Source organism: Salinifilum ghardaiensis, from assembly GCF_054491345.1.
In genome coordinates this window covers 3181229-3203527 of record NZ_CM137101.1, presented here as the reverse complement: position 1 = coordinate 3203527, position 22299 = coordinate 3181229, and the positions used below count along the sequence as shown (strand labels likewise).

The following is a 22299-nucleotide window of genomic DNA, read 5'->3' as shown; positions in this document are numbered from 1 at the left end:
GCAGATCCTCCCGCGGCTGCGCAGGGGCAGGTGGCGCGGCCGGCACCTCCGGAGGGGCTCCCGCTCGACGCGGTGCCGGGACCCGTCACTCGCGCGCGGCGAGGTGGCGGCGCCACCTCCCGAAGGAACGGGGGCGATCGATCGCGAGCACGCCCGTGGGGGTGTCCGCGCTGTCGCGGTAGACGGCGAGGAAGCCGTCCCCGTCGGGATCGCCCTCGTCGATCCCGACCGAGCACTCCTCGGTGCGGTGGCCCGCGAACTGGATCTTGTGGCCGTACTGGTCGGACCAGAAGTAGGGGAGCGCGTGGTGGGCGGGAGCGGTGTGCTCCCGGCCGAGCAGTGCCGCGGCGCTCGTGGCCGGTTGCTGCAGGGCGTTGGTCCAGTGCTCCAGCCGCATCGGTGCGGAGGTGTAGGTCCGGTAGGAGTTCGCGCAGTCACCGGCGGCCACGACCTCGGGGATGCTGGTCCTTCCCCGGGCGTCGGTGCGGACCCCGTTGTCCAACGAGATGCCCGAGCCCTCGAGCCACTCGACGTTCGGCCGGGCACCGATGCCGACGACCACCGCATCGGCCGGCAGCTCACGTCCGTCCGCGAGGCGCACCGCGGTGATGCGGGGATCTCCTACCAGTTCGGCCACTTTGGCCTCGGGGTGCATCCGCACGCCGTTCCGGGCGTGCAACCGGCCGCACACGGCTCCCATGTCCGCTCCCAGCGCCCGCTGCAGGGGCAGCGCCCCCGCGTCGACGACGTCGACCGCGCAGCCGAGACCGACCGCGGTGGAGGCGATTTCGGCCCCGATGAAGCCGGCTCCGACGACGACGAGGCGTGCTCCGGGCGTGAGCTCCTGCCGCAGGGCTTGGGCGTCGTCGAGGGTGCGCAGCGTGTGCACCCCTGCGGGCGCGGAGTCGGGGAACGGCCGGGCCCGGGCTCCGGTGGCGAGCACGACGCCGTCGGCGTCGATGCGGCTCCCGTCGTCCAGCAGCACGTGCCGTTCCCCGGGGGCGAGGGCGGTGGCTGCGCGCCCCAGCACCCAGTCGACCTCGAGTTCCGCGTCGTCGTCGTCCGTCAGGCGGATGTCGTCCTCGGACACTTCGCCGGCGAGGAACTCCTTGGACAGGGGCGGGCGGTCGTAGGGGGCGTGCTTCTCGGCACCGATGACGGTGATCCGCCCCGCGAAGCCGTGGTTCCGCAGGGCGCGTGCGCTGGCCAGGCCGGCGAGCGACGCCCCGACGACGGTGATCCGCTCCATCAACTCACCTCTTCTGCAACCGCGTCGGCCGCTGCGACGGTGTCGGCACCGGCACGGGTCGACTCGTGGACGTAGATCAACCCGTCGTGGAGGCTCACCTCGTGCGTCCGGACGGGCTTCTTCGCGGGCGGGCCATCGGGGCGGCCGGTCCGCAGGTCAAAACAGCTGGCGTGCAGGGGACATTCGACCGCGCATCCCTCCAGCCAGCCGTCGGAGAGCGACGCGTCCTGGTGCGTGCAGGTGTCGTCGATCGCGTGGAGCTCACCGTCCACGTTGAACACGGCGATCGCGACGTCGCCTTCGACCCGGACCGACTCCCCGGGAGGGAGGTCGGACAGCTCGCCCACGAAGATCATCCCGCCTCCTGTTGCGTAGTGCGAAACCTGTAGTGAATTACGCAACACACAGAATGCGGATCGATGCGCCGGTCGTCAACGGTGGATTTTCCGCGGCCGGCGGAGATCGCGCTTCCTGCCTCGTGTCGCTCGTCGAGTGCGTTCGCGTTGCGCCGAACGAGCGCCACCGGGAGCGGCCAGCTCGCGGTGCTCGTCGTCGCGTTCGGACTGGACGGTTCCCGCGGACCGGGGGCCGCGGTTCCGGGGGTGCTCGGGAGAGGTCGTTCTTCGGCGGGCCGAAGCGGGGGGTCGCTGCGTTGATCCCGCTGCTCGGGATCGCTAGGGCGTTGACCCCGCCGGGACCGTGCCTTATCTTGCACAGATATATCAATCGTCGATGCGCATCACAAGGGCGGGGGAGTGCTGGGACCGCGGTACGGTGTCGCGCCAGGAAGCACCGGGGGAGTTCCATGAGCGATCAGCCGAGGCGGCCGCGGTGGGGCATCACTCCACCCGTCGTCCAGGAGGAGCGCACCGTTCGCCGAGCGGTGGCGGCGGCGTCGGTGGGCAACATCGCCGAGTGGTACGACTTCGGGCTGTACTCCTACCTGGCGGTGGTGGTGCTCGACCGGGTGTTCTTCCCCGATGCCGGCCAGTGGACGACGACGTTGGCGCTCGCCGCCTTCGCCGCCGCGTTCGTGATGCGGCCGCTGGGCGGGTTCGTCTTCGGGTGGATCGGTGATCGCCTCGGTCGGACCAAGGTGTTGTCGGCGACCCTGCTGCTGATGGCGGTGGCGACGGTGCTGCTCGGCCTGGTGCCGAGCTACGGTGCAATCGGCCTCGCCGCCCCGGTGCTGGTGCTGATCATCCGCATGCTGCAGGGCTTTTCGGCCGGTGGGGAGTACACCGGGGCGCTGACCCTCGTCGCCGAGTACTCGCCGGACCGGCGCCGGGGGTTCTTCGGCAGCTGGCTGGAGTTCTGCACGCTGATCGGATACGCCCTCGGTGCGGGCGTGTGCGGGACGCTCATCGCCGTCCTGCCGGAGGACGCGCTGCTGTCGTGGGGATGGCGGTTGCCGTTCATGCTGGCGCTGCCGCTGGGGCTGACCGGTGTCTACCTGCGGATGCGGCTGGAGGACACCCCCGCGTTCCGGCAATTGATGGAACGCTCCCCGGCGCTGGTCACGATGTCGGTGCGGCGGGCCGTGCAGATCGTGCGGCGGCACTACCGCACGGCCGCTCTGGTGGCGGCCGGCGTGACCATCGCGTGGAACGTGACCAACTACGTGCTGACCAACTACATCCCCGCCTACCTGACGGGAACGCTGCCCCGCTACGACGAGAGCGGCACGAGCGACGCGGTGGCCACGGCCCTGCAGGTGGCGGTCATGGTCGTGATGGTCGCCGCGATCCTGCCCGTCGGGCGCCTGAGCGACCGGATCGGCCGCAAGCCGATCCTCATAACCGCCAGCGTTTCCCTCGTCGTCCTGGGACTGCCGGCGGTGTGGCTGCTCCGCGAGGGGCTGCTGGGGCAGATCGTCGGACTGCTGATCATCGGTCTGATCCTCATGTGCTTCGCGGCGGTGTCCCCCTCGGTGCTGCCGGCGCTGTTCCCCACGATGATCCGCTACAGCAGTCTCGCGGTCATCTTCAACCTGTCCGTGTCGCTGTTCGCCGGCACGGCTCCGACGGTCATCGAAACCGCGACGACGGCGACCGGCGACCTCGACTGGCCCGGCTACTACCTCATCGGTGCGGGCCTCGTCGGCATCGCCAGCACGTACTTCCTGCGCGAGCACGCCGGCCGGCCGCTGGCGGGTGCGGCGCCGCTGACCTCCAGCGCCGAGCTCCCCCCGCCGCCGCTGTCGGCGGACGGGGTCCCGATGGAGTCCCCGCGCGAGAATTCCTGAGATGTCGCTCGCCGGTGCGCGTGGCCCGCACCGGCGAGCGACCGGGCGTCGCGGAACGGTGCGGCCGGTTCAGGATCCGCACGACCGGTGAGCACGAGCGGGCTCCGCCGTGTCGAACGAGAGCTCGCGCGCAGTTTCCCGCGTGCAGGCCGTGCCCGGCGGAGCTCCCGCGCACGCGCCGAACAGCGAGCCCCGTGCGGACGGTCGCGTCCGCACGGGGCTCGTCAGTTGCGGATCAGCCGACGTGCTGGCGCACCCAGTCGTGGAACTCCCCGATGTGGTGCTCACTGGGGACCAGCACCCCGCCGTCCTTGTAGGAGCGCGAGTCCATCGCGAGCTGGCAGCGCTCGCAGGCGTCGAAGTCCTGCTGGTTGACGCGGTGGAACAGTTCCACCGAGCGCTCGATGTCGGCGCCCGAGTCGATGACGTCGGGCAGGTAGAGCCAGTCGCAGCGGACGATCGTCCGGTCTACGGCGACCGGGAACATCCGGTGGAAGACGACGTGGTCGGGGACGAGGTTGATGAACACCTGCGGGCGCACGGTGATGGCGTAGTAGCGCCGGTCCTGATCCTCGCTCACGCCCGGGAGCCGTTCGAACCCGGCCGACCCGTCGACGGTGAAGCCCTGGACCTCCTCGCCGAACTCCGCGCCGTGCCCGACGAAGTACTGCGCGGCGAGCCCGTCGGCGAACTCCGGCAGCACCTCGGTCAGCTCGGGGTGGATGGTCGCGCAGTGGTAGCACTCCATGAAGTTCTCGACGACCTGCTTCCAGTTCGCCTTGACGTCGTACTCGATCCGGCGGCCGAGCTTGAGCTCGTCCACCTGGTAGCCGACGATCGCCTCCGGCGTGCCCAGGCGGTTGGTGACGTCGTTGATGACGGTGTCCTCGAACGACGGCGGTTCCTCGGCCAGGCACAGCCAGACGTAGCCGAGCCACTCGCGCACGTGCACGCGGTGCAGCCCGAACTCGGACCGGTCGATGTCCGACATCGCGGTGAGGTTCGGCGCGGAGACGAGCTTGCCCTCCAGGGAGTAGGTCCAGGCGTGGTACGGGCACTGGAAGGCGCGCCGCACCTCCCCGCTCTCCTCGGTGCACAGCCGGGCGCCGCGGTGGCGGCACACGTTGAGGTGGGCGTTGATGGTGCCGTCGCGCCCGCGGACGACGATGACGCTCTCACGTCCGATCTGCACGGTCTCGTACTGCCCGGGGCGGGCGAGGTCCGCGCTGAGCACGGCGCAGAACCACCCGGATTCGAAGATCGAGCCCTGTTCCGCGCGGAAGATGTCGGGATCGGTGTAGTAGTGGCCGGGGAGGGTCTCGCGAAGGCTCTCCGGGAGCCCCTGGTCCTCGGTGGAAGCGGCGATTTCACCAGTCGTCATGGCAGCGCTCCTCGAATCGGGTGGGATGGGGAATGTGCGTTACCGGCGTCAGCCCGGGTGCGGACCCGGGACGCCCGGGACGTCGATTGACGCGGGCGCCACGGTGCGGGGCACGAACCGGTCGGGTGTGCGAAGGGTGTTCGGATGTCGGGTGTGCCGGCGGTCCCGGCGCGATCGCGGGGGATGGCACGCCGCCCACCGGAAACATGTCATCGGCGGTCCTCGCGGGGCGATCGGGCTGTTGGTGACGGTGCGGTTCCCGATGAGGTCGTTTCGCGCGCTCCGCGAGCGAGCTCTCACGGAAGTCCCGCCTTCGCAGCGCGCGAAATTCCACAGTGGAAGATCATGGGCCAGCAACCTCCGGAGGCGTTGCGGGTGTCGGTGAAGACCACGGGCACGGACAACGGGGTGCGGGCTCCGGTCCCCGGAGACTACCGCAGGGGGAGAAACCGGTCGAGTGTCCGCAGGCCCGCCGAACCCGGCGTGACGTGCGGCGTCCACGGCGTCCACGGGGGCACGGGTGCGCGGTGTCTCCCGCGGTGTTCACCGGAAGACGACGGTGCCGTGGCCGTTGAGCAGTACCCGGTGCTCGCAGTGCCAGTGCACCGCTCGGGACAGCGCGAGCGCCTCGGCGTCTCGCCCGACCGTCTGCAGCGCGGCGGGGTCGTGGGTGTGGTCGATGCGGATCACCTCCTGCTCGATGATCGGCCCCTCGTCGAGGTCCGAGGTGACGTAGTGGGCGGTGGCCCCCACGAGCTTGACCCCGCGGGAGTAGGCCTGGTGGTAGGGTTTCGCACCTTTGAACCCCGGCAGGAACGAGTGGTGGATGTTGATGGAGCGCCCGTGCAGGGCTTTGCAGGTCTGCTCGGACAGGACCTGCATGTAGCGGGCCAGCACGACGAGGTCCACGTCGTACTCGTCGACCAGTTCGAGCAGGCGGGCCTCGGCCTGCGGCTTCGTCTCCGGGGTCACCGGGATGTGGATGAAGGGCAGATCGGCGGCTTCGGCCATCGGGCGGAGGTCGTCGTGGTTGGACACGACGGCGGCGATGTCGGCGCTGAGGCTGCCGGCGCGCCAGCGGTAGATCAGGTCGTTGAGGCAGTGGCCGAGCTTGGAGACCATCACGAGCACGCGGGCGTTGCGGTCGGGGGAGAAGCTGAAGCTCATCTCGAAGTCGGCGGCGATGGCTTCGAAGCCGCGGGAGAGTTCGTCGAGGTCGACGTCGTGGGCAGCCGCGGCGTGCGTGCGCAGGAACAGGCGTTCGCGGACCGTGTCGTCGAACTGCTGGTGCTCGCGGATGTCGCAGCCGTGCTCGAGCAGGTAGGAGCTGACGGCGTGGACGATGCCGGTGCGGTTGGGGCAGCTCAGGGTCAGGATGAACGAGCGGGTCACGGGGTTCTCCTCAGCATTCCACGATGGTGAGAGCCAGCCCGCCGCGGGCGGTCTCCTTGTACTTGTCCTGCATGTCCGCTCCCGTGGCGCGCATCGTGGCGATCGCCTTGTCGAGGGAGACCACGTGGGTGCCGTCGCCGTGCGCAGCCATGCGAGCGGCGGTGATGGCTTTGACCGAGGCGACGGCGTTGCGCTCGATGCAGGGGATTTGCACGAGCCCTCCGACGGGGTCGCAGGTCAGCCCGAGGTTGTGTTCCAAGCCGATTTCGGCGGCGTTCTCCACCTGCTCGGGTGCGGCCCCGAGGAGCTCGGCGAGTCCGGCGGCGGCCATGGCGCAGGCCGAGCCGACCTCGCCCTGGCAGCCGACCTCGGCCCCGGAGATCGAGGCGTTCTCCTTGAACAGGATCCCGATCGCGCCGGCGGTGAGCAGGAACCGCACGGCCGCGTCGGGGGTGAAGGTGGGCAGGAAGTTCCGGGCGTAGTGCAGCACGGCAGGAACGATCCCGGCGGCGCCGTTGGTGGGGGCGGTGACCACGCGGCCGCCGGCGGCGTTCTCCTCGTTCACGGCCAGGGCGTAGAGGGTGACCCACTCCAGCGCGGGCAGGGCCTCGTCCGTCGCGGTGGTGGACTCCAACCGCTGGCGCAGGTCCTCGGCGCGGCGGCGGACCTGCAACGCCCCCGGCAGCGTGCCGCTGGTGCTCGTGCCGCGGTCGACGCAGTCCTGCATGACCGACCAGATGTGCAGCAGCCCGTCGCGGATCTCCTGCTCGCTGCGCCAGGTGCGTTCGTTGGCGAGCATGATCTCGCTGATGGTCAGCCCGGTGTCGCGGGCGTGGGCGAGGAGCTCCTCGGCGGTGTGGAACGGGTGGGGCACCGGGGTGCTGGTCTCGACCGGAGCGGGGTTGCGGGCTTCGTCCTCGTCGAGGACGAAACCGCCGCCCACCGAGTAGTACTCGCGCTGCTGGAGCACGTCCCCCGCATCGTCGTGGGCGGTGAAGCGCATCCCGTTGCTGTGGAAGTCGAGCCGTTCCTCGCCGTGCAGGAGGACGTCCTCGTCCGGCGTGAACGCGATCTTGCGCTCCCCGCCGAGGCTGAGCACCCCCTCCTCGCGCGTGGCCCGCACCGCGGGTTCCGCGGCGACCGGGTCGACCAGGTGGGGTTGTTCGCCGGCGAGACCGAGCACGACGGCGGGGACGCTGCCGTGGCCGCGCCCCGTCGCTCCGAGCGAGCCGAACAGATCGCAGCGGACGCGGGAGACGCGGGGGAGTTCTCCCGACTCGCGCAGCCGGGTGACGAACAGGTAGGCGGCCCGCATCGGACCGACGGTGTGCGAGCTCGACGGGCCGATGCCCACTTTGAACAGATCGAAGACTGACAGGGTCAATGCGCGCTCCCAACTGGGCGGGGTGCGAGCCGCGCCGGTCCCGGCCGGCCCCGCCGGTGGTCGGCAGTGCCGACCGGGACCGGCCGACCGGGACCGCTCGCGGGCACGCTGAGCGGTGGCCGTTGCGGCGGGGACGGGTGGGCGGTCATCGACGGATGCGGTTCATATCCGGGTCCACCAGTGGTTCTTCGGCGACGGTGGCGCGCACCCGGCGGCCGAAGTACTGGATGTCGACAGGGGTGCCCGGGGTGGCCGTGGCGGGCAGCCAGGCGTAGGCGATCGGTGTGCCGAGCGTGTGCGAGAACGCGGCGGAGGTGACGTAGCCGGCGGGCTCACCGTCGAGCAGCACGGGTTCGGAACCGAGCACGACGCTGCGCCCGTCGTCGACGGTCAGGCAGCTCAGGCGGCGCGACAGCGCGTCGGTGTCGATGCCGGCGAGGGCCTCGCGCCCGACGAAGTCGCCGTTGTTCCACCGGACGGCGAAACCGACACCCGCTTCGTAGGGGTTGTGCTCGGTGGTCATGTCCGCGCCCCACGCGCGGTAGCCCTTCTCCAGGCGCAGGCCGTTGAACGCGGCGCGTCCGGCGGCCACGACGCCGAGGTCGCGCCCGGCCTCGAACAGGACGTCCCAGAGCCGCTGGCCGTACTCGGCGCTGGTGTAGATCTCCCACCCGAGTTCGCCGACGTAGGACACGCGCATCGCCGTCACGGGGATTCCGGCGATGTGGGCGCGCTGGCACCGGAAGAACTTCAACCCCTCGTGGGAGAAGTCGTCCCGGCTGAGCGGTTGCACCAGGTCGCGCGCCAGCGGGCCCCACACGCCGATGCAGCAGGTGCCGCCGGTGATGTCGCGGACCTGCACGCCGCCGTCCTCCGGCAGCTGGCGGTGGAAGTAGTCGAGGTCGCGGTTGCCGTTGACGCCGAGCTGGAACGACTGCTCGCCGAGACGGGCCACGGTGATGTCGCTGCGCACGCCGCCGGCGTCGTCGAGCATCAGGGTGTAGGTGACCGCGCCGACCGACTTGCCCATCTTGCCGGTGGTGAGCCGGTCGAGGAAGGCGAGCGCGCCGGGGCCGGTGACCTCCAGCCGCTTCAGCGAGGTCATGTCGTACATGGCCACGGCGTTGCGGGTCTTGTACGCCTCGACCGCCACGACGGGCGAGTGGTACATGGCCGACCAGGAATCCCGCTGCGGCGGCTGCCACTCCACGGGCAGATCCTTGACCAGCGGCGCGTTGGCCTCGTACCAGTGCGGCCGCTCCCAGCCGTGGGCCTCCAGGAAGACGGCGCCGAGCTGCTTCTGCCGCGCGTGGAAGGGGCTCACCCGCAGATCGCGGGGGGAGAACTTCGGCTGCAGCGGGTGCTTGACGTCGTAGACCTCGACGAAGTTCTGCTGCGCGGTCTCCTCCACGACGGCCTCGGTCGTCTCGATCTCGTCGAACCGCGCCGCGTCGCAGCCGTGCAGGTCGACCTGGCTGCGACCGTCGACGAGCAGTTCGGCGACGGCGCGGCCCACCCCGGAGGAGTGCGTGACCCACACCGCTTCGGCGATCCAGAAACCGGACACGTCGGGGGATTCGCCGATCAGCGGTCCGCCGTCGGGGGTGAACGACATGATCCCGTTGAAGCCGGTCTCGGCCTTCGTGGACCGCAGCGCGGGCAGCAGGCGCTTGCTGTGCTCCCAGGACGGGGCGAAGTCCTCCTCGGTGAACGGCAGCATCGACGGCATCGACGCCTCGTCGACGTCCCCGTCCTGCGGCAGGTTCGCGGGGTCCACGGGCATCGGCCGGTGCGCGTAGGAGCCGATGCCGATGCAGTCGTTGTGCTCGCGGTAGTACAGGTCGGCGTCCTGGTGGCGCAGGATCGGCAGCTGAGCCTCGACGTGCTCGTCGTTGCGCCCGATCAGTTCGGGGACCTGCCCCGTGCGCGCGTACTGGTGGGCCATCGGCAGCAGCGGCACGCGCATGCCGACCATCTCGCCGATGGCCTTGCCCCAGAAGCCCGCGCACGAGACGACGATGTCCGCGGGCACCTCGCCCTGGTCGGTCTGCACACCCGTGACGCGCCCGCCGTGCTGGTCGATGCCGAGCACGCGGGTGCGGCCGTGGAAGCGCGCACCGCGGGCCTCGGCGCGTCGGGCGAGCGCGACGACCGCCCGGGTGCCCTTGGCCAGCCCGTCGCCGGGGGTGTGGAATCCGCCCAGGATCTCGTCGGGGTCGAGCAGCGGGTGCAGCTTCGCGCACTCCTCGGGGGACAGGATTTCACCGGACACGCCCCAGGAACTCGCCCAGCCCTGCTTGCGGTGCAGGTCGTCGAGGCGCTGCGGCGTGGTCGCGATCTCGAGCCCGCCGACCTTGTTGAAGCACCACCCCTCTTCGGAGTCGAGGCTGGCGAGCTTGTCGACCGTGTAGGTGGCGAACTCGGTCATCGCCTTGGAGCCGCTGGTCTGGTAGACGAGCCCGGGCGCGTGCGAGCTGGACCCGCCGGTGAGCGGCAGCGGACCCTGGTCGAGGACGGTGACCTGGTCCCATCCGCGTTCGGTCAGCTCGTCGGCCAGGTTGGCGCCGACGATCCCGGCTCCGATGATGACGACTCGAGGGGTCGTGCTCATGCTGGTCTCCTAACGGGCGGGCTGTGCGGACCGCTGCGAGAACGGCGCTTTCGCCGATCAGCTGCCGTGAGCGGTAGCTGATCGGGACGAGGGGAAGGGCGGCTGCGAACCGCGGTGCACGGGTGCGTCGCGGATCGCCGACGTGGTTGGTGGGAGGGCCGCAGCGAAGTGCGGGGAGCCGTCGCGCGGAGCGGGCGCGGGACGGGGCGGTGAACCTGGTCGATGACTGGGCCAGGACCTACCTCCGCGACCGCTCCGGCGCCGACCGACAACTAAAAGCAGATTGATATATCAACTGGATGGCAAGATAAGCAGTGGTCGTGACGGGGTCAACACCTCGATCGAAATCGGCCTCGCCCGGAGCTGTGCGGCGCGGTTCCCCGACCTCGGCGATGTCGGGCGCCCCGGTGCGTCGCTGGGGGCGGGTGCGCGTTCGACTCCTCGGGGGCGATTCCGATGTCGCGACCCCTTGACCTCGCCGCCGGCGCTGCTAGTGTGAACGACATCTGATATTTCAGTTGAACAGCAATTGTGTACCCAGCAGCCCCGTGGGCAGGAGCGCTGTGCGCAGCAACCGCGGTCCGGTGCCTGGTTGTTGTCCGCCGCCCCTCCTCTGCTGGTCTTCCAGCGCGGAAGGAGTCCGATGAGTCCGCCCAGCACGGGAGGCGTCGCCGAGGTCTTCGAGCAGTCGGCGATCGAGGCGCTGGCCGCAGCCGAACCGCTCCACCCCGACCTGAACGGAGGATTCTGATGGCACCGCGCACTCCGGGGGCCGATCTGCCGGAGCACCCCGACTGGTTGTGGCGCTCGGCGGATCCGAAGCCCTCCTACGACGTGGTGATCGTCGGTGGCGGCGGGCACGGTTTGGCGACCGCCTACTACCTGGCGGTCAACCACGGCATCACGAACATGGCCGTGCTGGAGAAGGGCTGGTTGGCGGGCGGGAACATGGCCCGCAACACGACGATCATCCGGTCGAACTACCTGTGGGACGAGAGCGCGGGGCTGTACGAGCACGCGTTGAAGCTGTGGGAGGGGCTGGAGGAGGAGCTCGACTACCCGCTGCTGTTCTCCCAGCGGGGCGTGCTGAACCTGGCGCACTCGCTGCAGGAGGTCCGCGACAGCGTGCGGCGGGTCGGGGCCAACCGGCTCAACGGCGTGGACGCCGAGTGGCTCGACCCGGACCAGGTGGCCGAGATCTGCCCGATCCTGAACACCTCGCAGGACTTGCGGTACCCCGTGCTGGGGGCGACGTGGCAGCCGCGGGCGGGCATCGCCAAGCACGACCACGTCGCGTGGGGTTTCGCGCGGGCGCTGGACCGCATGGGCGTGGATCTGGTGCAGGGCTGCGAGGTCACCGGGTTCGAACGCGTCGGTGACCGGGTGGTCGGCGTGGAGACCACGCGCGGTCCGATCCGGGCCGGCAAGGTGGCGTTGGCGGCGGCGGGGCACACGTCGGTGCTGGCCGACGACCTCGGGTTGCGCCTCCCGATCCAGAGCCACCCGTTGCAGGCGATGGTCTCGGAGTTGCTGGAGCCGGTGCATCCGACGGTGGTCATGTCGAACGCGGTGCACGTGTACGTCAACCAGGCCCACAAGGGCGAACTCGTCCTGGGGGCGGGCATCGACTCCTACAACTCCTACGGCCAGCGCGGGGCGTTCCACACCATCGAGCGGGAGCTGACCGCGGCGGTGGAGCTGTTCCCGATGTTCTCGCGGGCGCACGTGTTGCGCACCTGGGCCGGAGTCGTCGACGTGACGCCCGACGCTTCGGCGATCATGGGGCTGACGCCGTTCGAGGGCCTCTACGTCAACTGCGGTTGGGGGACGGGCGGGTTCAAGTCCACCCCGGGGGTGGGGTGGTGCTATGCCCACACCATCGCCCACGACGAACCGCATCCGCTCAACGCGCCGTTCAACCTGGACAGGTTCACCACCGGTGCCCTGGTCGACGAGCACGGCGCCGCGGGCGTGGCCCACTGAGAGCACTCACTCCCGCCGGCCCGAGTCCGCTGTCCGTGGCCGGGCCTGCGGTGTCCCCGTTCGGCGCCGTCCACACGATCCATGCGAGGAGGTCCTGCGCACCATGATGTTGATTCCGTGCCCGTGGTGCGGGCCGCGCAACGAAGTCGAGTTCCACTGCGGAGGTCAGGCCGGTGTGTCCTACCCGGCTGATCCGCACGCGGTGTCCGACGTCGAGTGGGCGGAGTTCCTGTTCTACCGGGCGAATCCCAAGGGCGTGTTCACCGAGAGGTGGTTCCACCAGGCGGGTTGTCGCCGCTGGATCACCGTCTGCCGGGACACGGTCACCAACGAGATCCACGACGAGACCACGGCCGGGGCGGTGATCCAGTGAGCAACGAGTTCAGGCTCGCCGACGGCGGGCGGATCAACAGGGACCGTCCCGTGCGCTTCCGCTTCAACGGCAGCGAGTACGAGGGCTACGAGGGAGACACCCTCGCTTCGGCGTTGCTGGCCAACGGGGTGCACCAGGTGACCACCAGCATCCGGTACGGACGGCCGCGCGGCATCATGGCCGCCGGGGTCGAGGAGCCCAACGCGCTGGTGCAGGTCGAGGAGCCGTTCCCGGAGCCGATGCTGCCGGCGACCGCGGTCGAGCTGCGCGAGGGGCTGGTGGCCACGGGACTTCCGGGGCAGGGCTGGTTGTCCGCCGAGGCGGATCCCGCCCGCTACGACGCGATGCACGCGCACTGCGACGTGCTCGTCGTCGGTGCCGGCCCGGCGGGGTTGGCCGCCGCGCGCAGCGCCGCGGCCAGCGGGGCCCGGGTGATCGTGGCCGAGGCCGACACCGAGTTCGGCGGCAGCCTGCTGGGCAGCGGCGAGCTCCTGGACCGCGCACCGTCGCAGCGGTGGATCCGCCGCGTGGTCGAGGAACTGGAGGCCGCCCCGGAGGTGACCGCGCTGGCGCGGACCACGGTGGTGGGGCACTACGACGACAACTACCTCGTCGCCGTCGAGCACCGGGGCGAGCAGGCGCACACCCGCCAGCGCACCTGGCACATCCGCGCGCGGCAGGTGGTGCTGGCCACCGGTGCGCACGAACGGCCGCTGGTCTTCTCCGGCAACGACCGCCCGGGCACGATGCTGGCCGGATCGGCCAGGACGTACCTGCACCGGTACGGCACCCTCCCGGGGCGGCGCGCGGTCGTTTTCACCACCAACGACAGCGCCTACGCCGCCGCGGTCGACCTGCACGACGCCGGTGCGGAGATCGCCGCCGTCGTCGACGTCCGGCCCGAGGCCCCGACGGTGTGGGCATCCCGGTGCGTCGAGCGGGGCATCCCCATCCACACCGGTGCTGCCGTGCGGGCCACCTCGGGAACCGAGCACGTCTCCGGTGTCGACGTGCAACCCCTGCCGGCGGGAGGTGCCACCACCTCGGAGGGGCAGTACCACGTCGGGTGCGATCTGCTGCTGGTCTCCGGGGGGTGGAACCCGGCGGTGCAACTGCACGGCCAGGCGCGCGGAACCCTGCGCTACGCGGCGGAGATCGGCGCGTTCGTCCCCGCCCGCGGCGCGCGCGGTACGCACGCCGTCGGCGCGGTCGCCGGCAGCTTCTCCACCGTCACCTGCCTGCGGACGGGGGCCGAGGCCGGCAGCGATGCCGCCAGGGCTGCCGGATTCGACGCGGATTTCGCCGAGGTGCCCGCAGCCCGGTCCCAGCCCGTGATGGAACCGCAGCCCACGTGGCTGCCCCACGCGCCGGCGGACTCCACCGGATCCGAGGAGTTCGTGGATCTGGCGCGGGATGCGACGGTGGCGGACGTCAGCAAGGCCGTCGGCGCGGGGATGACGTCGGTGGAGCACGTCAAGCGCTTCACCACGATCGGCACGGGGCACGACCAGGGCAAGACCTCGGGGACGTTGTCGACGGGCGTCGTCGCGGAACTGCTGGGCACGGACGTCTCGGAGGTGGGGACGACGACGTCCCGCCCGCCGTACGCACCGGTTCCCTTCGCCGCGTTCGCCGGGCGGGACCGGGGTGACCTCTACGACCCGATCCGGGTGACGGCCATGCACGACTGGCACGTCGCGCGCGGCGCGTTGTTCGAGAACGTGGGCCAGTGGAAGCGCCCGTGGTACTACCCGCAGGCCGGTGAGGACATGGAGACCGCGGTGCTGCGCGAGTGCCGCGCGGTGCGCACCGGGGTGGGCATGCAGGACGTGTCCACACTGGGCAAGATCGACGTGCAGGGTCCGGACGCGGCGGAGTTCCTCGACCTCGTCTACACGAACAAGATGAGCACGCTCAAGGTGGGGCGGATCCGCTACGGGGTGATGTGCCGCGCCGACGGCATGGTCTTCGACGACGGCACCGTCGTGCGCACCGGTGAGCACCGCTACCTGATCTCCACCACGTCCGGCGGAGCGGCCGGGGTGCTGGAACACCTGGAGGACTGGCTGCAGACCGAGTGGACGCACCTGCGGGTGCATCTCACCTCGGTGACCGAGCACTGGGCCACGATCGCGCTGGCCGGTCCCGACGCCCGGGCGGTGCTGGACCGGGCGGGCACGGACATCGATCTGGGCAACGACGGCTTCCCGTTCATGTCCTTCGTGGACGGTGTCGTCGCGGGCAGGAAGGCGCGGGTGTGCCGGATCAGCTTCTCCGGCGAGCTGGCCTTCGAGATCAACGTGCCGTGGTGGTACGGCCACGAGCTGTGGCAGGCGCTGCACACCGCGGGCGAGCCGTTCGGCATCACCCCCTACGGCACGGAGACGATGCACGTGCTGCGGGCGGAGAAGGGCTTCCCGATCGTCGGGCAGGACACCGACGGGACCGTCACCCCGCACGACCTGGGCATGAGCTGGGCCGTGTCGAAGAAGAAGGACGACTTCCTCGGCAAGCGCTCCTTCACCCGCCCGGACACGGCCCGCAGCGACCGCAAGCACCTGGTCGGCCTGCTGCCGGCGGCGGAGTCCCGCGTCGTTCCCGAGGGCACGCAGCTCGTGGCAGACGACGTGCTGGGCGAGCCGCCGGTGCCGATGCTCGGGCACGTGACCTCGAGCTACCGCAGCGCCGCGCTCGGCAGGCCCTTCGCGCTGGCGCTGGTCAAGGCCGGCCGCGACCGCATCGGCGAGACGATCTACGGCCACGTCGACGACCAGCTCGTGCCGGTCGAGATCACCGAGCCCGTCTTCTACGACAAGGAAGGAGCGCGTCGTGACGGTTGAGCTGTACGGCGAATCCCCCCTGGCCGCCTACACCGACGAGCTGGCCCGGCAATCGGTGCCCGGCGCGGTGCGCCTCGCCGAGGTGCCGTTCACCTCGCAGGTCACCCTGCGCGTGGATCCCAAAAGCCCGGCGGCGGAGCGGATCGGGACCGCCCTCGGCGTCATGCTGCCGAACCAACCGGGCCAAGTGGTGCGGACGGACAGCCTGCACGTGCTGTGGATGGGGCCCGACGAATGGCTGCTGGTCGGCCCGGAGGGCAACGCCCGCGACACCGGGGATCTGCTCAACGCGGCCCTGGACGGCGAGCACGGCGCGGTGGTCGACGTCTCCGCGCAGCGGACGATCCTCGAGGTCTCCGGGACCCAGGCCCGCGAACTGCTGAACAAGGGCTGCGCCCTGGACCTGCACCCCCTCAGCTTCGAGAGCGACCAGTGCGCGCACACCCTGCTGGCCCGCACCGGGGTGACCCTGCTGTGCCGCAACGCGCGCACGCCGAGCTTCTGGCTGTTCGTGCGCGCCTCCTACGCCCGCTACCTCGCCGACTGGTTGATCGACGCCGCCGCCGAGTACCACCGCTGAACCCCACCGATGCAGAAACGACCGACCCGCCCGCGGGGCGTGTCCCCTCGAGGGCAGGTCGCCAACGTTGATCCGACGAACTGGAGTTGCTCGTGACCGAAGTACGAGGAGTTGTGGCGACCGGCAAGGGAAAGCCGGTCGAAGTCACCACCATCCACGTCCCGGACCCCGGCCCGGGCGAGGCCGTGGTGCAGGTGCAGGCCTGCGGCGTGTGCCACACCGACCTGGCCTACCGCGAAGGCGGCATCAGCGATGACTACCCGTTCCTGCTCGGGCACGAGGTGGCGGGCGTCGTCGACTCGGTCGGCGAGGGGGTGCACAACGTCGAGCCCGGTGATTTCGTCGTGCTGAACTGGCGCGCGGTCTGCGGTGACTGCCGGGCGTGCCGGCGCGGCCGCCCGCAGTACTGCTTCGACACGCACAACGCGGCGCAACCCATGACGCTCGAGGACGGCACGCCGCTCTCGCCGGCCCTGGGAATCGGCGGGTTCGCCGAGAAGACCCTGGTCCACTCCGGACAGTGCACCAAGGTGGACCCCGGGTGCGCACCGGAGGTCGCCGGTCTGCTCGGATGCGGAGTGATGGCCGGCATCGGAGCCGCGGTCAACACGGCCCCGGTCCAGCGCGGGGACACCGTCGCCGTCATCGGCTGCGGCGGGGTCGGCAGCGCCGCGGTCGCCGGTGCCGACCTCGCCGCTGCTCGGCGGATCATCGCCGTGGACATCGATCCGAACAAGTTGAAGTGGGCGCGGGAGTTCGGCGCCACGCACGAGGTCAACGCTTCCGAGACCGACACCGTGCAGGCCGTCCGCGAGCTCACCGACGGCAACGGCGCCGACGTCGTCATCGACGCCGTCGGGATCCCGCAGACCTACGAGCAGGCGTTCTACGCGCGGGACCTCGCGGGCACGGTCGTGCTCGTCGGCGTCCCCGACCCGCAGGTGCGGCTGGAGCTGCCGATGATCGACGTGTTCGCCCGCGGCGGCGCGCTGAAGTCCAGCTGGTACGGCGACTGCCTGCCCGAGCGGGACTTCACTGAGCTGACCGAGCTGCACCAGCAGGGCAAGCTTCCGCTGGAGAGGTTCGTCACCGAAGAGGTCGACCTCGACGGTGTCGAGGGCGCTTTCGAGAAGATGCACCGCGGGGAGGTCCTGCGTTCGGTGGTGACGTTGTGATGGGCATGCGCATCGACCACGCGACAACGCAGGGCAAGTTCTCCCTCGACGGCGAGGTCCACGACGTCGAGAACAACGCCTGGGTCGTCGGCGACGACCAGACCTGCATGGTCATCGACGTACCGCACGACGTCGAGGCCATCCGCGAGCTGATCGCCGGCAGAACCGTTCTGGCCGTCCTCGCCACGCACGCCCACGACGACCACGTGGCGGTCGCGTTGCAACTCGCCGACGCGGTGGGAGCACCGGTGCACCTGCACCCCGCGGACCTCCCGGTCTGGGAGCTGACGCATCCCGAGGAGAAGCCGCACGGCGAGCTCGCCGACGGGCAGCGCTTCGCCTTGAGCCGGGCCGAGATCCAGGTCATCCACACCCCCGGTCACTCGCCCGGGTCGGTGTGCCTGTACTGCCCCGATCTCGGGACGGTGTTCACAGGGGACACCCTGTTCGCCGGTGGCCCCGGGGCGACCGGGCGGTCGTTCTCGGACTTCGGCACCATCACCGCGTCGATCCGGGATCGGCTGCTCACGTTGCCGAGCTCGACCAGGGTCCGGCCGGGGCACGGGCCGAGCACGACGATCGGGGAGGTCGTACCGCACTTCGACGAGTGGGTGGCGCGGGGTTACTGAAGCGCCGCCGTTGTCGGGGGGCGTGCCGAACTGCACCGCGGCACGCCCCCGACGCGCTGGTTCGCACTGAGATCCCGCTTCCTGCCTCGTGGTGTCCGCTCGCACCTTCGCGGCCCACCGGTGGAGAGGAACGCGGCCACCCCTTCGGACAACGGAAAGTGGTGCATCGATGGGACGCCCAGATCGCTCGAAGCGACCGGACGATGGGATCGCCGCGGCAGCTCCCTGGAGAGCAGCAGCGGCCGAAGCGTTGCGCGCGGCGACCTACGAGGTGCTGCCGTTCGACAGCACCGAGGACGGAGTGCTCGCCCACGTGCCGAGCGACGTGGCGCTGACCGTCACCGCGACGGAAGCGAAGGGGATTGACGCGACCGTGGACCTGGCCGTTCGGCTCAGCAAGAACGGGTACCACGTGGCACCGCACCTTCCAGCGCGCCTCGTCCGCGACCGCGGGCACTTGGCCGATCTCGCCGCGCAGCTCCAGGACGCGGGGGTGGACGAGATCGTCGCCATCGGTGGCGACGCCGCCGTCCCCGTCGGCGCGTTCGCCGATGCGAGGAGTCTGCTGGTCTCCTTGGAGGAGCAGGGCCACGCCTTCTCGAGCGTCGGCGTCGCCGGTTATCCGGAGGGGCACGGCACGATCGGCCACGACGTCATCGAACGCGCCCTCCACGAGAAGGCCGCCCGCGCCGACGTTCTCATGACCCAGCTGTGCTTCGACGCGAGAGCCACCATTCGCTGGGCGCGGAACGTGCGGGCCGGTGGGGTGCGTCTTCCGGTGCGCGTGGGGATCCCCGGTGCGATCAACCGCCAGAAGCTGATCCGCGTCTCCAGTGGTCTCGGTCTGGGTCAATCCGCCCGGTTCCTGAAGAAACAGTCGAACATGCTGTGGCGGTTCTTCCTGCCCGGTGGCTACAGTCCGAACAGGATCGTCCGGGCGGTGGCGCCCCACCTGGCGCGTTCCGACAGCAACCTCAGCGGGTTCCACGTCTTCACGTTCAACGATCTCGCCAGCACGGAGGCGTGGCGCCAGCGTTGGCTCGCCCACCTGCCGTGATCCCGCCCGGCGAATCGTGTCCACGCGTGCGCGGCTGCGACTCCGCCCTACGGCCGGTACTCGTGCGCGGGGGCCGCACCACGTCGCTGTTGGTGGAGGGTGCTGTTCCGCCGATCGTCGCTCGTGCGCGGCACCGGCCGGCTTTCCCGGGGCAGCAGGGTGCACGTGGTTGAGACCAGTCATGGCGATCAGGTACGACGAGACCGGACAGGAGATGCCGTCGGCCCACGCCACGAGTGAAGTGGTGATCAGCGGTGCGGTGCCGCCACCGAGGACCGTGGCGACCTGGACGCCGAGGTTGGCCCCCGTGCCCCGCACGTCGGTGAAGAACGCGCCGTGGGGCTGATACATCAGCACGTTCGCCACGCCGATCGCCACCCCGGCGAGCACCACTGCTCTCCTACGGGATGATGCGCATCGGGATGTCACAGACCACTGTTCTGCCGGCGAAGCTGATGTCCTCCGCGTTCCTGATAGTCGCGATCTCGTGCCGTAGAGGGAGAAGTCGTACCACTCGATCGTCGTGCCGACCAAGCTGGCGACGGCCGCCTTCGTCATGCGTCTGCAGGTGGACGAACCTGTCCGAACCGCGGTCATGTCCCACTCGCCCGGGTCGGTGTGCCTGTACTGCCCCGATCTCGGGAGGGTGTTCACAGGGGACACCCTGTTCGCCGGTGGCCCCGGGGCGACCGGGCGGTCGTTCTCGGACTTCGGCACCATCACCGCGTCGATCCGGGACCGGCTGCTCACGTTGCCGAGCTCGACCAGGGTCCGGCCGGGGCACGGGCCGAGCACGACGATCGGGGAGGTCGTACCGCACTTCGACGAGTGGGTGGCACGCGGGTACTGAGCGCGTCGCGGAGGACATCGAGGGGTTCGATGTCCTCCGCGACCCCCGTGCTTTCGACCCCGGTCTTCCGAACCGAGAGCACGATCAGCACGCGGCACGCGCTGACCACCGGGATGGTCAGCGCGTGTGGTTGTGCATGATGTGTTTGGTGCGGGAGTAGTCGTCGAGGGCGTAGATGGATAGGTCGCGGCCGTAGCCGGAGCTTTTGAAGCCGCCCCAGGGCAGTTCGCTGGCCAGGGCCAGGTGGGAGTTGACCCAGACGGTGCCGGCGTCGATGCGGGCGGCGAGGTCGTGGCTGCGGCGGGCGTCGTTGGTCCAGACGGAGGCGGCCAGCCCGTAGGGCACGTCGTTGGCGCGGCGGAGGGCTTCGTCTTCGGTGTGGAAGGTTTCGATGGTGACGACGGGGCCGAAGACTTCCTCGCGGGTGATCTCGGCGCCGTCGGGGACGTCGACCAGCACCGTCGGAGCGATGAAGTAGCCCGGCCCGTCGAGCGGGCCGCCGCCGATGACCGGGCGGGCGCCGTCCTGGTGGGCGCGGTCGAGGTAGCCGAGCACGCGCTGGTAGTGCTCCTGCGAGACCACGGGGCCGAGTTCGACCTCGCCGCCGGCGCGGGGTTCGCCGACGGTCAGGGTGCTGACCTCGCGGACGAGGTGGTCGGTGAACGACTCGGCCACGGATTCGTGCACGAGCACGCGGCAGCCGGCGCCGCATTCCTGCCCGGAGTTCCAGTATCCGGCCGCGCGCATGGTCGAGGCCGCGGCGGCGAGGTCGGCGTCGGCGCAGACCACCACGGGGGCCTTGCCGCCGAGTTCGAGGTGCACGCGCTTGAGCCCGTCGGCGGCGTTGCGGGCCACCGCCCGACCGCTGCCCATCGAGCCGGTCAGCGCGATCATGTCCACCTGTGGGTGTTCGGACAGCCGGGTGCCGACCCCGTCGCCGTAGCCGGTGACGACGTTGAGCACCCCGGCCGGGAGCAGGTCGGCGACGAGTTCGGCGAACTTCAGCGTCGTCACCGGGGTCTGCTCGGAGGGTTTGACCACGCAGGTGTTGCCCGCGGCCAGCACCGGGGCGATCTTCCAGGCGGCCATCATCAGCGGGTAGTTCCACGGGGTGACCACGCCGACGACGCCGAGCGGTTCGCGCTGGATCACCGACAGGTGCTCGTCGACGTAGTCCCCACAGGCCATGGACGTGCTCGCGCGCACCGCGCCGGCCATGAACCGGAAGGAATCGAGGGTGCCGGCGAGGTCATCGCGGGCCACCTGCAGCGGTTTGCCCGTGTTGGCCGCCTCGAGGTGCACCAGCAGGTCGGTGTGCTCGCCCACCCGGTCGGCGATCGCGTGCAGCAGGTCCGAACGGTCCTTGGCCACCCGCGCCGCCCACGCCGGCTGGGCCGCCACCGCCGCAGCCACCGCCCGATCCACATCAGCGGCCGCGCCCGCAGGCACACCACACAACACCTCCTCCGAACACGGATCAACCACCTCGATCACGCGGTCCGACGAGGCCTCCACGAACTCCCCGTCCACGAAGTGCTGGGCCGGTGGGAAGCTCGTCGTGGTGCGCCAGGGGGGCACGTCGCCGGCGCGGCGAACCGCGGCGGTCGTGCTCCCCACCGAGGTGCCCGGGGAGTGCGGCTTCAGCGCGGACACCTGAGCAGAGACCTTCTCCGCCGCGGCGGAGTCGAGCTCGAGCAGCGGCTGCCGGGGCCTGCCGCTGGGCAGTCCGAGCGCGTTCAGCGCCGTCTTGATGGCCGGGATGAACGGTACGGACATCAGCACATCCAGCAACGGGGAGATCCGCGACCACTCGGCGCGGGCGCGGTCGACCTCACCGTCGCGCAGCGCCTTGTGGACGGTGGACAGCTCGGCCGGGAGCACGTTCGCGCTGCCCGCCACGACACCGGCGGCGCCCTCGGTGAGCGCGGACAGCGTGAGCGTGTCCCACCCGCCGAAGGTGGAGACGACGTCGCCGCAGTGGTGGATCAACTGCCGGAGCTGGGAGAGGTCGGCACCGGTGTCCTTGATGTAGCGGATGTTGGCGACCTCGCGGGCGAGCTGCCCGACCAGCTCGGGCGTGAGGTTGACGCCCGTGGCGTCCGGCAGGTTGTAGAGCATGACCGGCAGGTCGACGCTCTCGGCCACCGTGCGCAGGTAATGCAGCGTCTCGTCGTGGGTGAGCGGTTCGTAGTACGGGGCGACGAGCATCAGGACCGAGGCGCCGGAATCCTGCGCGTGCCGCGACAGTTCGATCGCTTCGGTCGTGCTCACCGCACCGGTCTGCGCCACGACCGGCACGCGCCCGGCCGCCTGCTCGACCACGGTCTCCACGACCAGGCGCCGTTCGGAATTGCTCATCGCGGCGAACTCGGCGGTGGAACCGCAGGCGACGACACCGTCGACGCCGCCGTCGATGCTGTGGTCGACCAGGCGGCGCAGGGCGTGCGCATCGACCTGCCCGTCCGGTGCGAACGGAGTGGGAAGGGCGGTGAGAATACCGCTCAACTGTGCTGACATGCGGGAATCCTCGCTCCTCTGGCAGCGCTGTGC

At 70.6% G+C, this 22299-nt stretch carries 16 protein-coding genes and 1 pseudogene; 10 read left to right on the top strand and 7 right to left on the bottom strand.

Annotated features, from left to right (window positions below; genetic code table 11):
• Nucleotides 1-85: 85 nt before the first annotated feature.
• Complete coding sequence (locus ACVGV0_RS14515) at nt 86-1249, bottom strand: NAD(P)/FAD-dependent oxidoreductase (RefSeq protein ID WP_459156214.1); 1164 nt, start codon at nt 1247-1249, stop codon at nt 86-88.
• Nucleotides 1249-1605 (bottom strand): bifunctional 3-phenylpropionate/cinnamic acid dioxygenase ferredoxin subunit, encoded by a 357-nt coding sequence (locus ACVGV0_RS14510; RefSeq protein WP_459156213.1) that lies wholly within the window; start codon nt 1603-1605, stop codon nt 1249-1251. The genes ACVGV0_RS14515 and ACVGV0_RS14510 overlap by 1 nt, the downstream gene beginning before the upstream one ends.
• Before the next feature lie 449 nt (nt 1606-2054).
• Here ACVGV0_RS14510 and ACVGV0_RS14505 point away from each other — a divergent pair, with 449 nt between their 5' ends.
• Complete coding sequence (locus ACVGV0_RS14505) at nt 2055-3494, top strand: MFS transporter (RefSeq protein WP_459156212.1); 1440 nt, start codon at nt 2055-2057, stop codon at nt 3492-3494.
• A gap of 235 nt (nt 3495-3729) precedes the next feature.
• On the opposite strand, the gene ACVGV0_RS14500 is transcribed toward ACVGV0_RS14505, so the two are convergent.
• The 4 genes from ACVGV0_RS14500 to ACVGV0_RS14485 all read right to left on the bottom strand — a co-directional run bounded on the left by ACVGV0_RS14500 (nt 3730) and on the right by ACVGV0_RS14485 (nt 10262).
• Complete coding sequence (locus tag ACVGV0_RS14500; RefSeq protein WP_459156211.1) at nt 3730-4875, bottom strand: aromatic ring-hydroxylating oxygenase subunit alpha; 1146 nt, start codon at nt 4873-4875, stop codon at nt 3730-3732.
• A 543-nt stretch (nt 4876-5418) separates the two neighbouring features.
• Nucleotides 5419-6267 carry a formyltetrahydrofolate deformylase gene (gene purU / locus ACVGV0_RS14495; protein ID WP_459156210.1) on the bottom strand — a complete coding sequence of 283 codons (849 nt, stop codon included), beginning with the start codon at nt 6265-6267 and terminating at the stop codon, nt 5419-5421.
• Nucleotides 6268-6277: 10 nt separating this feature from the next.
• Complete coding sequence (locus ACVGV0_RS14490) at nt 6278-7651, bottom strand: L-serine ammonia-lyase (RefSeq protein WP_459156209.1); 1374 nt, start codon at nt 7649-7651, stop codon at nt 6278-6280.
• Nucleotides 7652-7796: 145 nt separating this feature from the next.
• Nucleotides 7797-10262: a GcvT family protein gene (locus ACVGV0_RS14485; protein WP_459156208.1), complete on the bottom strand. Its 2466-nt coding sequence runs from the start codon at nt 10260-10262 to the stop codon at nt 7797-7799.
• A 750-nt stretch (nt 10263-11012) separates the two neighbouring features.
• Here ACVGV0_RS14485 and ACVGV0_RS14480 point away from each other — a divergent pair.
• From ACVGV0_RS14480 to ACVGV0_RS14440, 9 genes and pseudogenes are all read left to right on the top strand, one after another.
• Complete coding sequence (locus ACVGV0_RS14480) at nt 11013-12245, top strand: sarcosine oxidase subunit beta family protein (protein ID WP_459156207.1); 1233 nt, start codon at nt 11013-11015, stop codon at nt 12243-12245.
• A gap of 103 nt (nt 12246-12348) precedes the next feature.
• Nucleotides 12349-12618 carry a sarcosine oxidase subunit delta gene (locus ACVGV0_RS14475; protein WP_459156206.1) on the top strand — a complete coding sequence of 90 codons (270 nt, stop codon included), beginning with the start codon at nt 12349-12351 and terminating at the stop codon, nt 12616-12618.
• Complete coding sequence (locus tag ACVGV0_RS14470) at nt 12615-15458, top strand: 2Fe-2S iron-sulfur cluster-binding protein (RefSeq protein ID WP_459156205.1); 2844 nt, start codon at nt 12615-12617, stop codon at nt 15456-15458. Before ACVGV0_RS14475 ends, ACVGV0_RS14470 begins: the two co-directional genes overlap by 4 nt.
• Complete coding sequence (locus ACVGV0_RS14465; RefSeq protein WP_459156204.1) at nt 15448-16038, top strand: sarcosine oxidase subunit gamma; 591 nt, start codon at nt 15448-15450, stop codon at nt 16036-16038. The genes ACVGV0_RS14470 and ACVGV0_RS14465 overlap by 11 nt, the downstream gene beginning before the upstream one ends.
• A gap of 92 nt (nt 16039-16130) precedes the next feature.
• Entirely contained in the window at nt 16131-17213 is a 1083-nt protein-coding gene (locus ACVGV0_RS14460; protein ID WP_459156203.1) for an S-(hydroxymethyl)mycothiol dehydrogenase, read from the top strand.
• Nucleotides 17213-17842 (top strand): MBL fold metallo-hydrolase, encoded by a 630-nt coding sequence (locus tag ACVGV0_RS14455; protein WP_459156202.1) that lies wholly within the window; start codon nt 17213-17215, stop codon nt 17840-17842. Before ACVGV0_RS14460 ends, ACVGV0_RS14455 begins: the two co-directional genes overlap by 1 nt.
• A gap of 169 nt (nt 17843-18011) precedes the next feature.
• Complete coding sequence (locus ACVGV0_RS14450) at nt 18012-18899, top strand: methylenetetrahydrofolate reductase (protein WP_459156201.1); 888 nt, start codon at nt 18012-18014, stop codon at nt 18897-18899.
• Between the two features lie 181 nt (nt 18900-19080).
• A complete protein-coding gene (locus ACVGV0_RS14445) occupies nt 19081-19245 on the top strand; it encodes a hypothetical protein (protein WP_459156200.1) in 165 nt (54 codons plus the stop codon).
• Between the two features lie 255 nt (nt 19246-19500).
• Nucleotides 19501-19749, top strand: a pseudogene (locus tag ACVGV0_RS14440) (MBL fold metallo-hydrolase); the annotation flags it as partial.
• A 117-nt stretch (nt 19750-19866) separates the two neighbouring features.
• Here ACVGV0_RS14440 and dapA read toward each other — a convergent pair.
• Complete coding sequence (gene dapA, locus ACVGV0_RS14435) at nt 19867-22266, bottom strand: 4-hydroxy-tetrahydrodipicolinate synthase (protein ID WP_459156199.1); 2400 nt, start codon at nt 22264-22266, stop codon at nt 19867-19869.
• Nucleotides 22267-22299 lie beyond the last annotated feature (33 nt).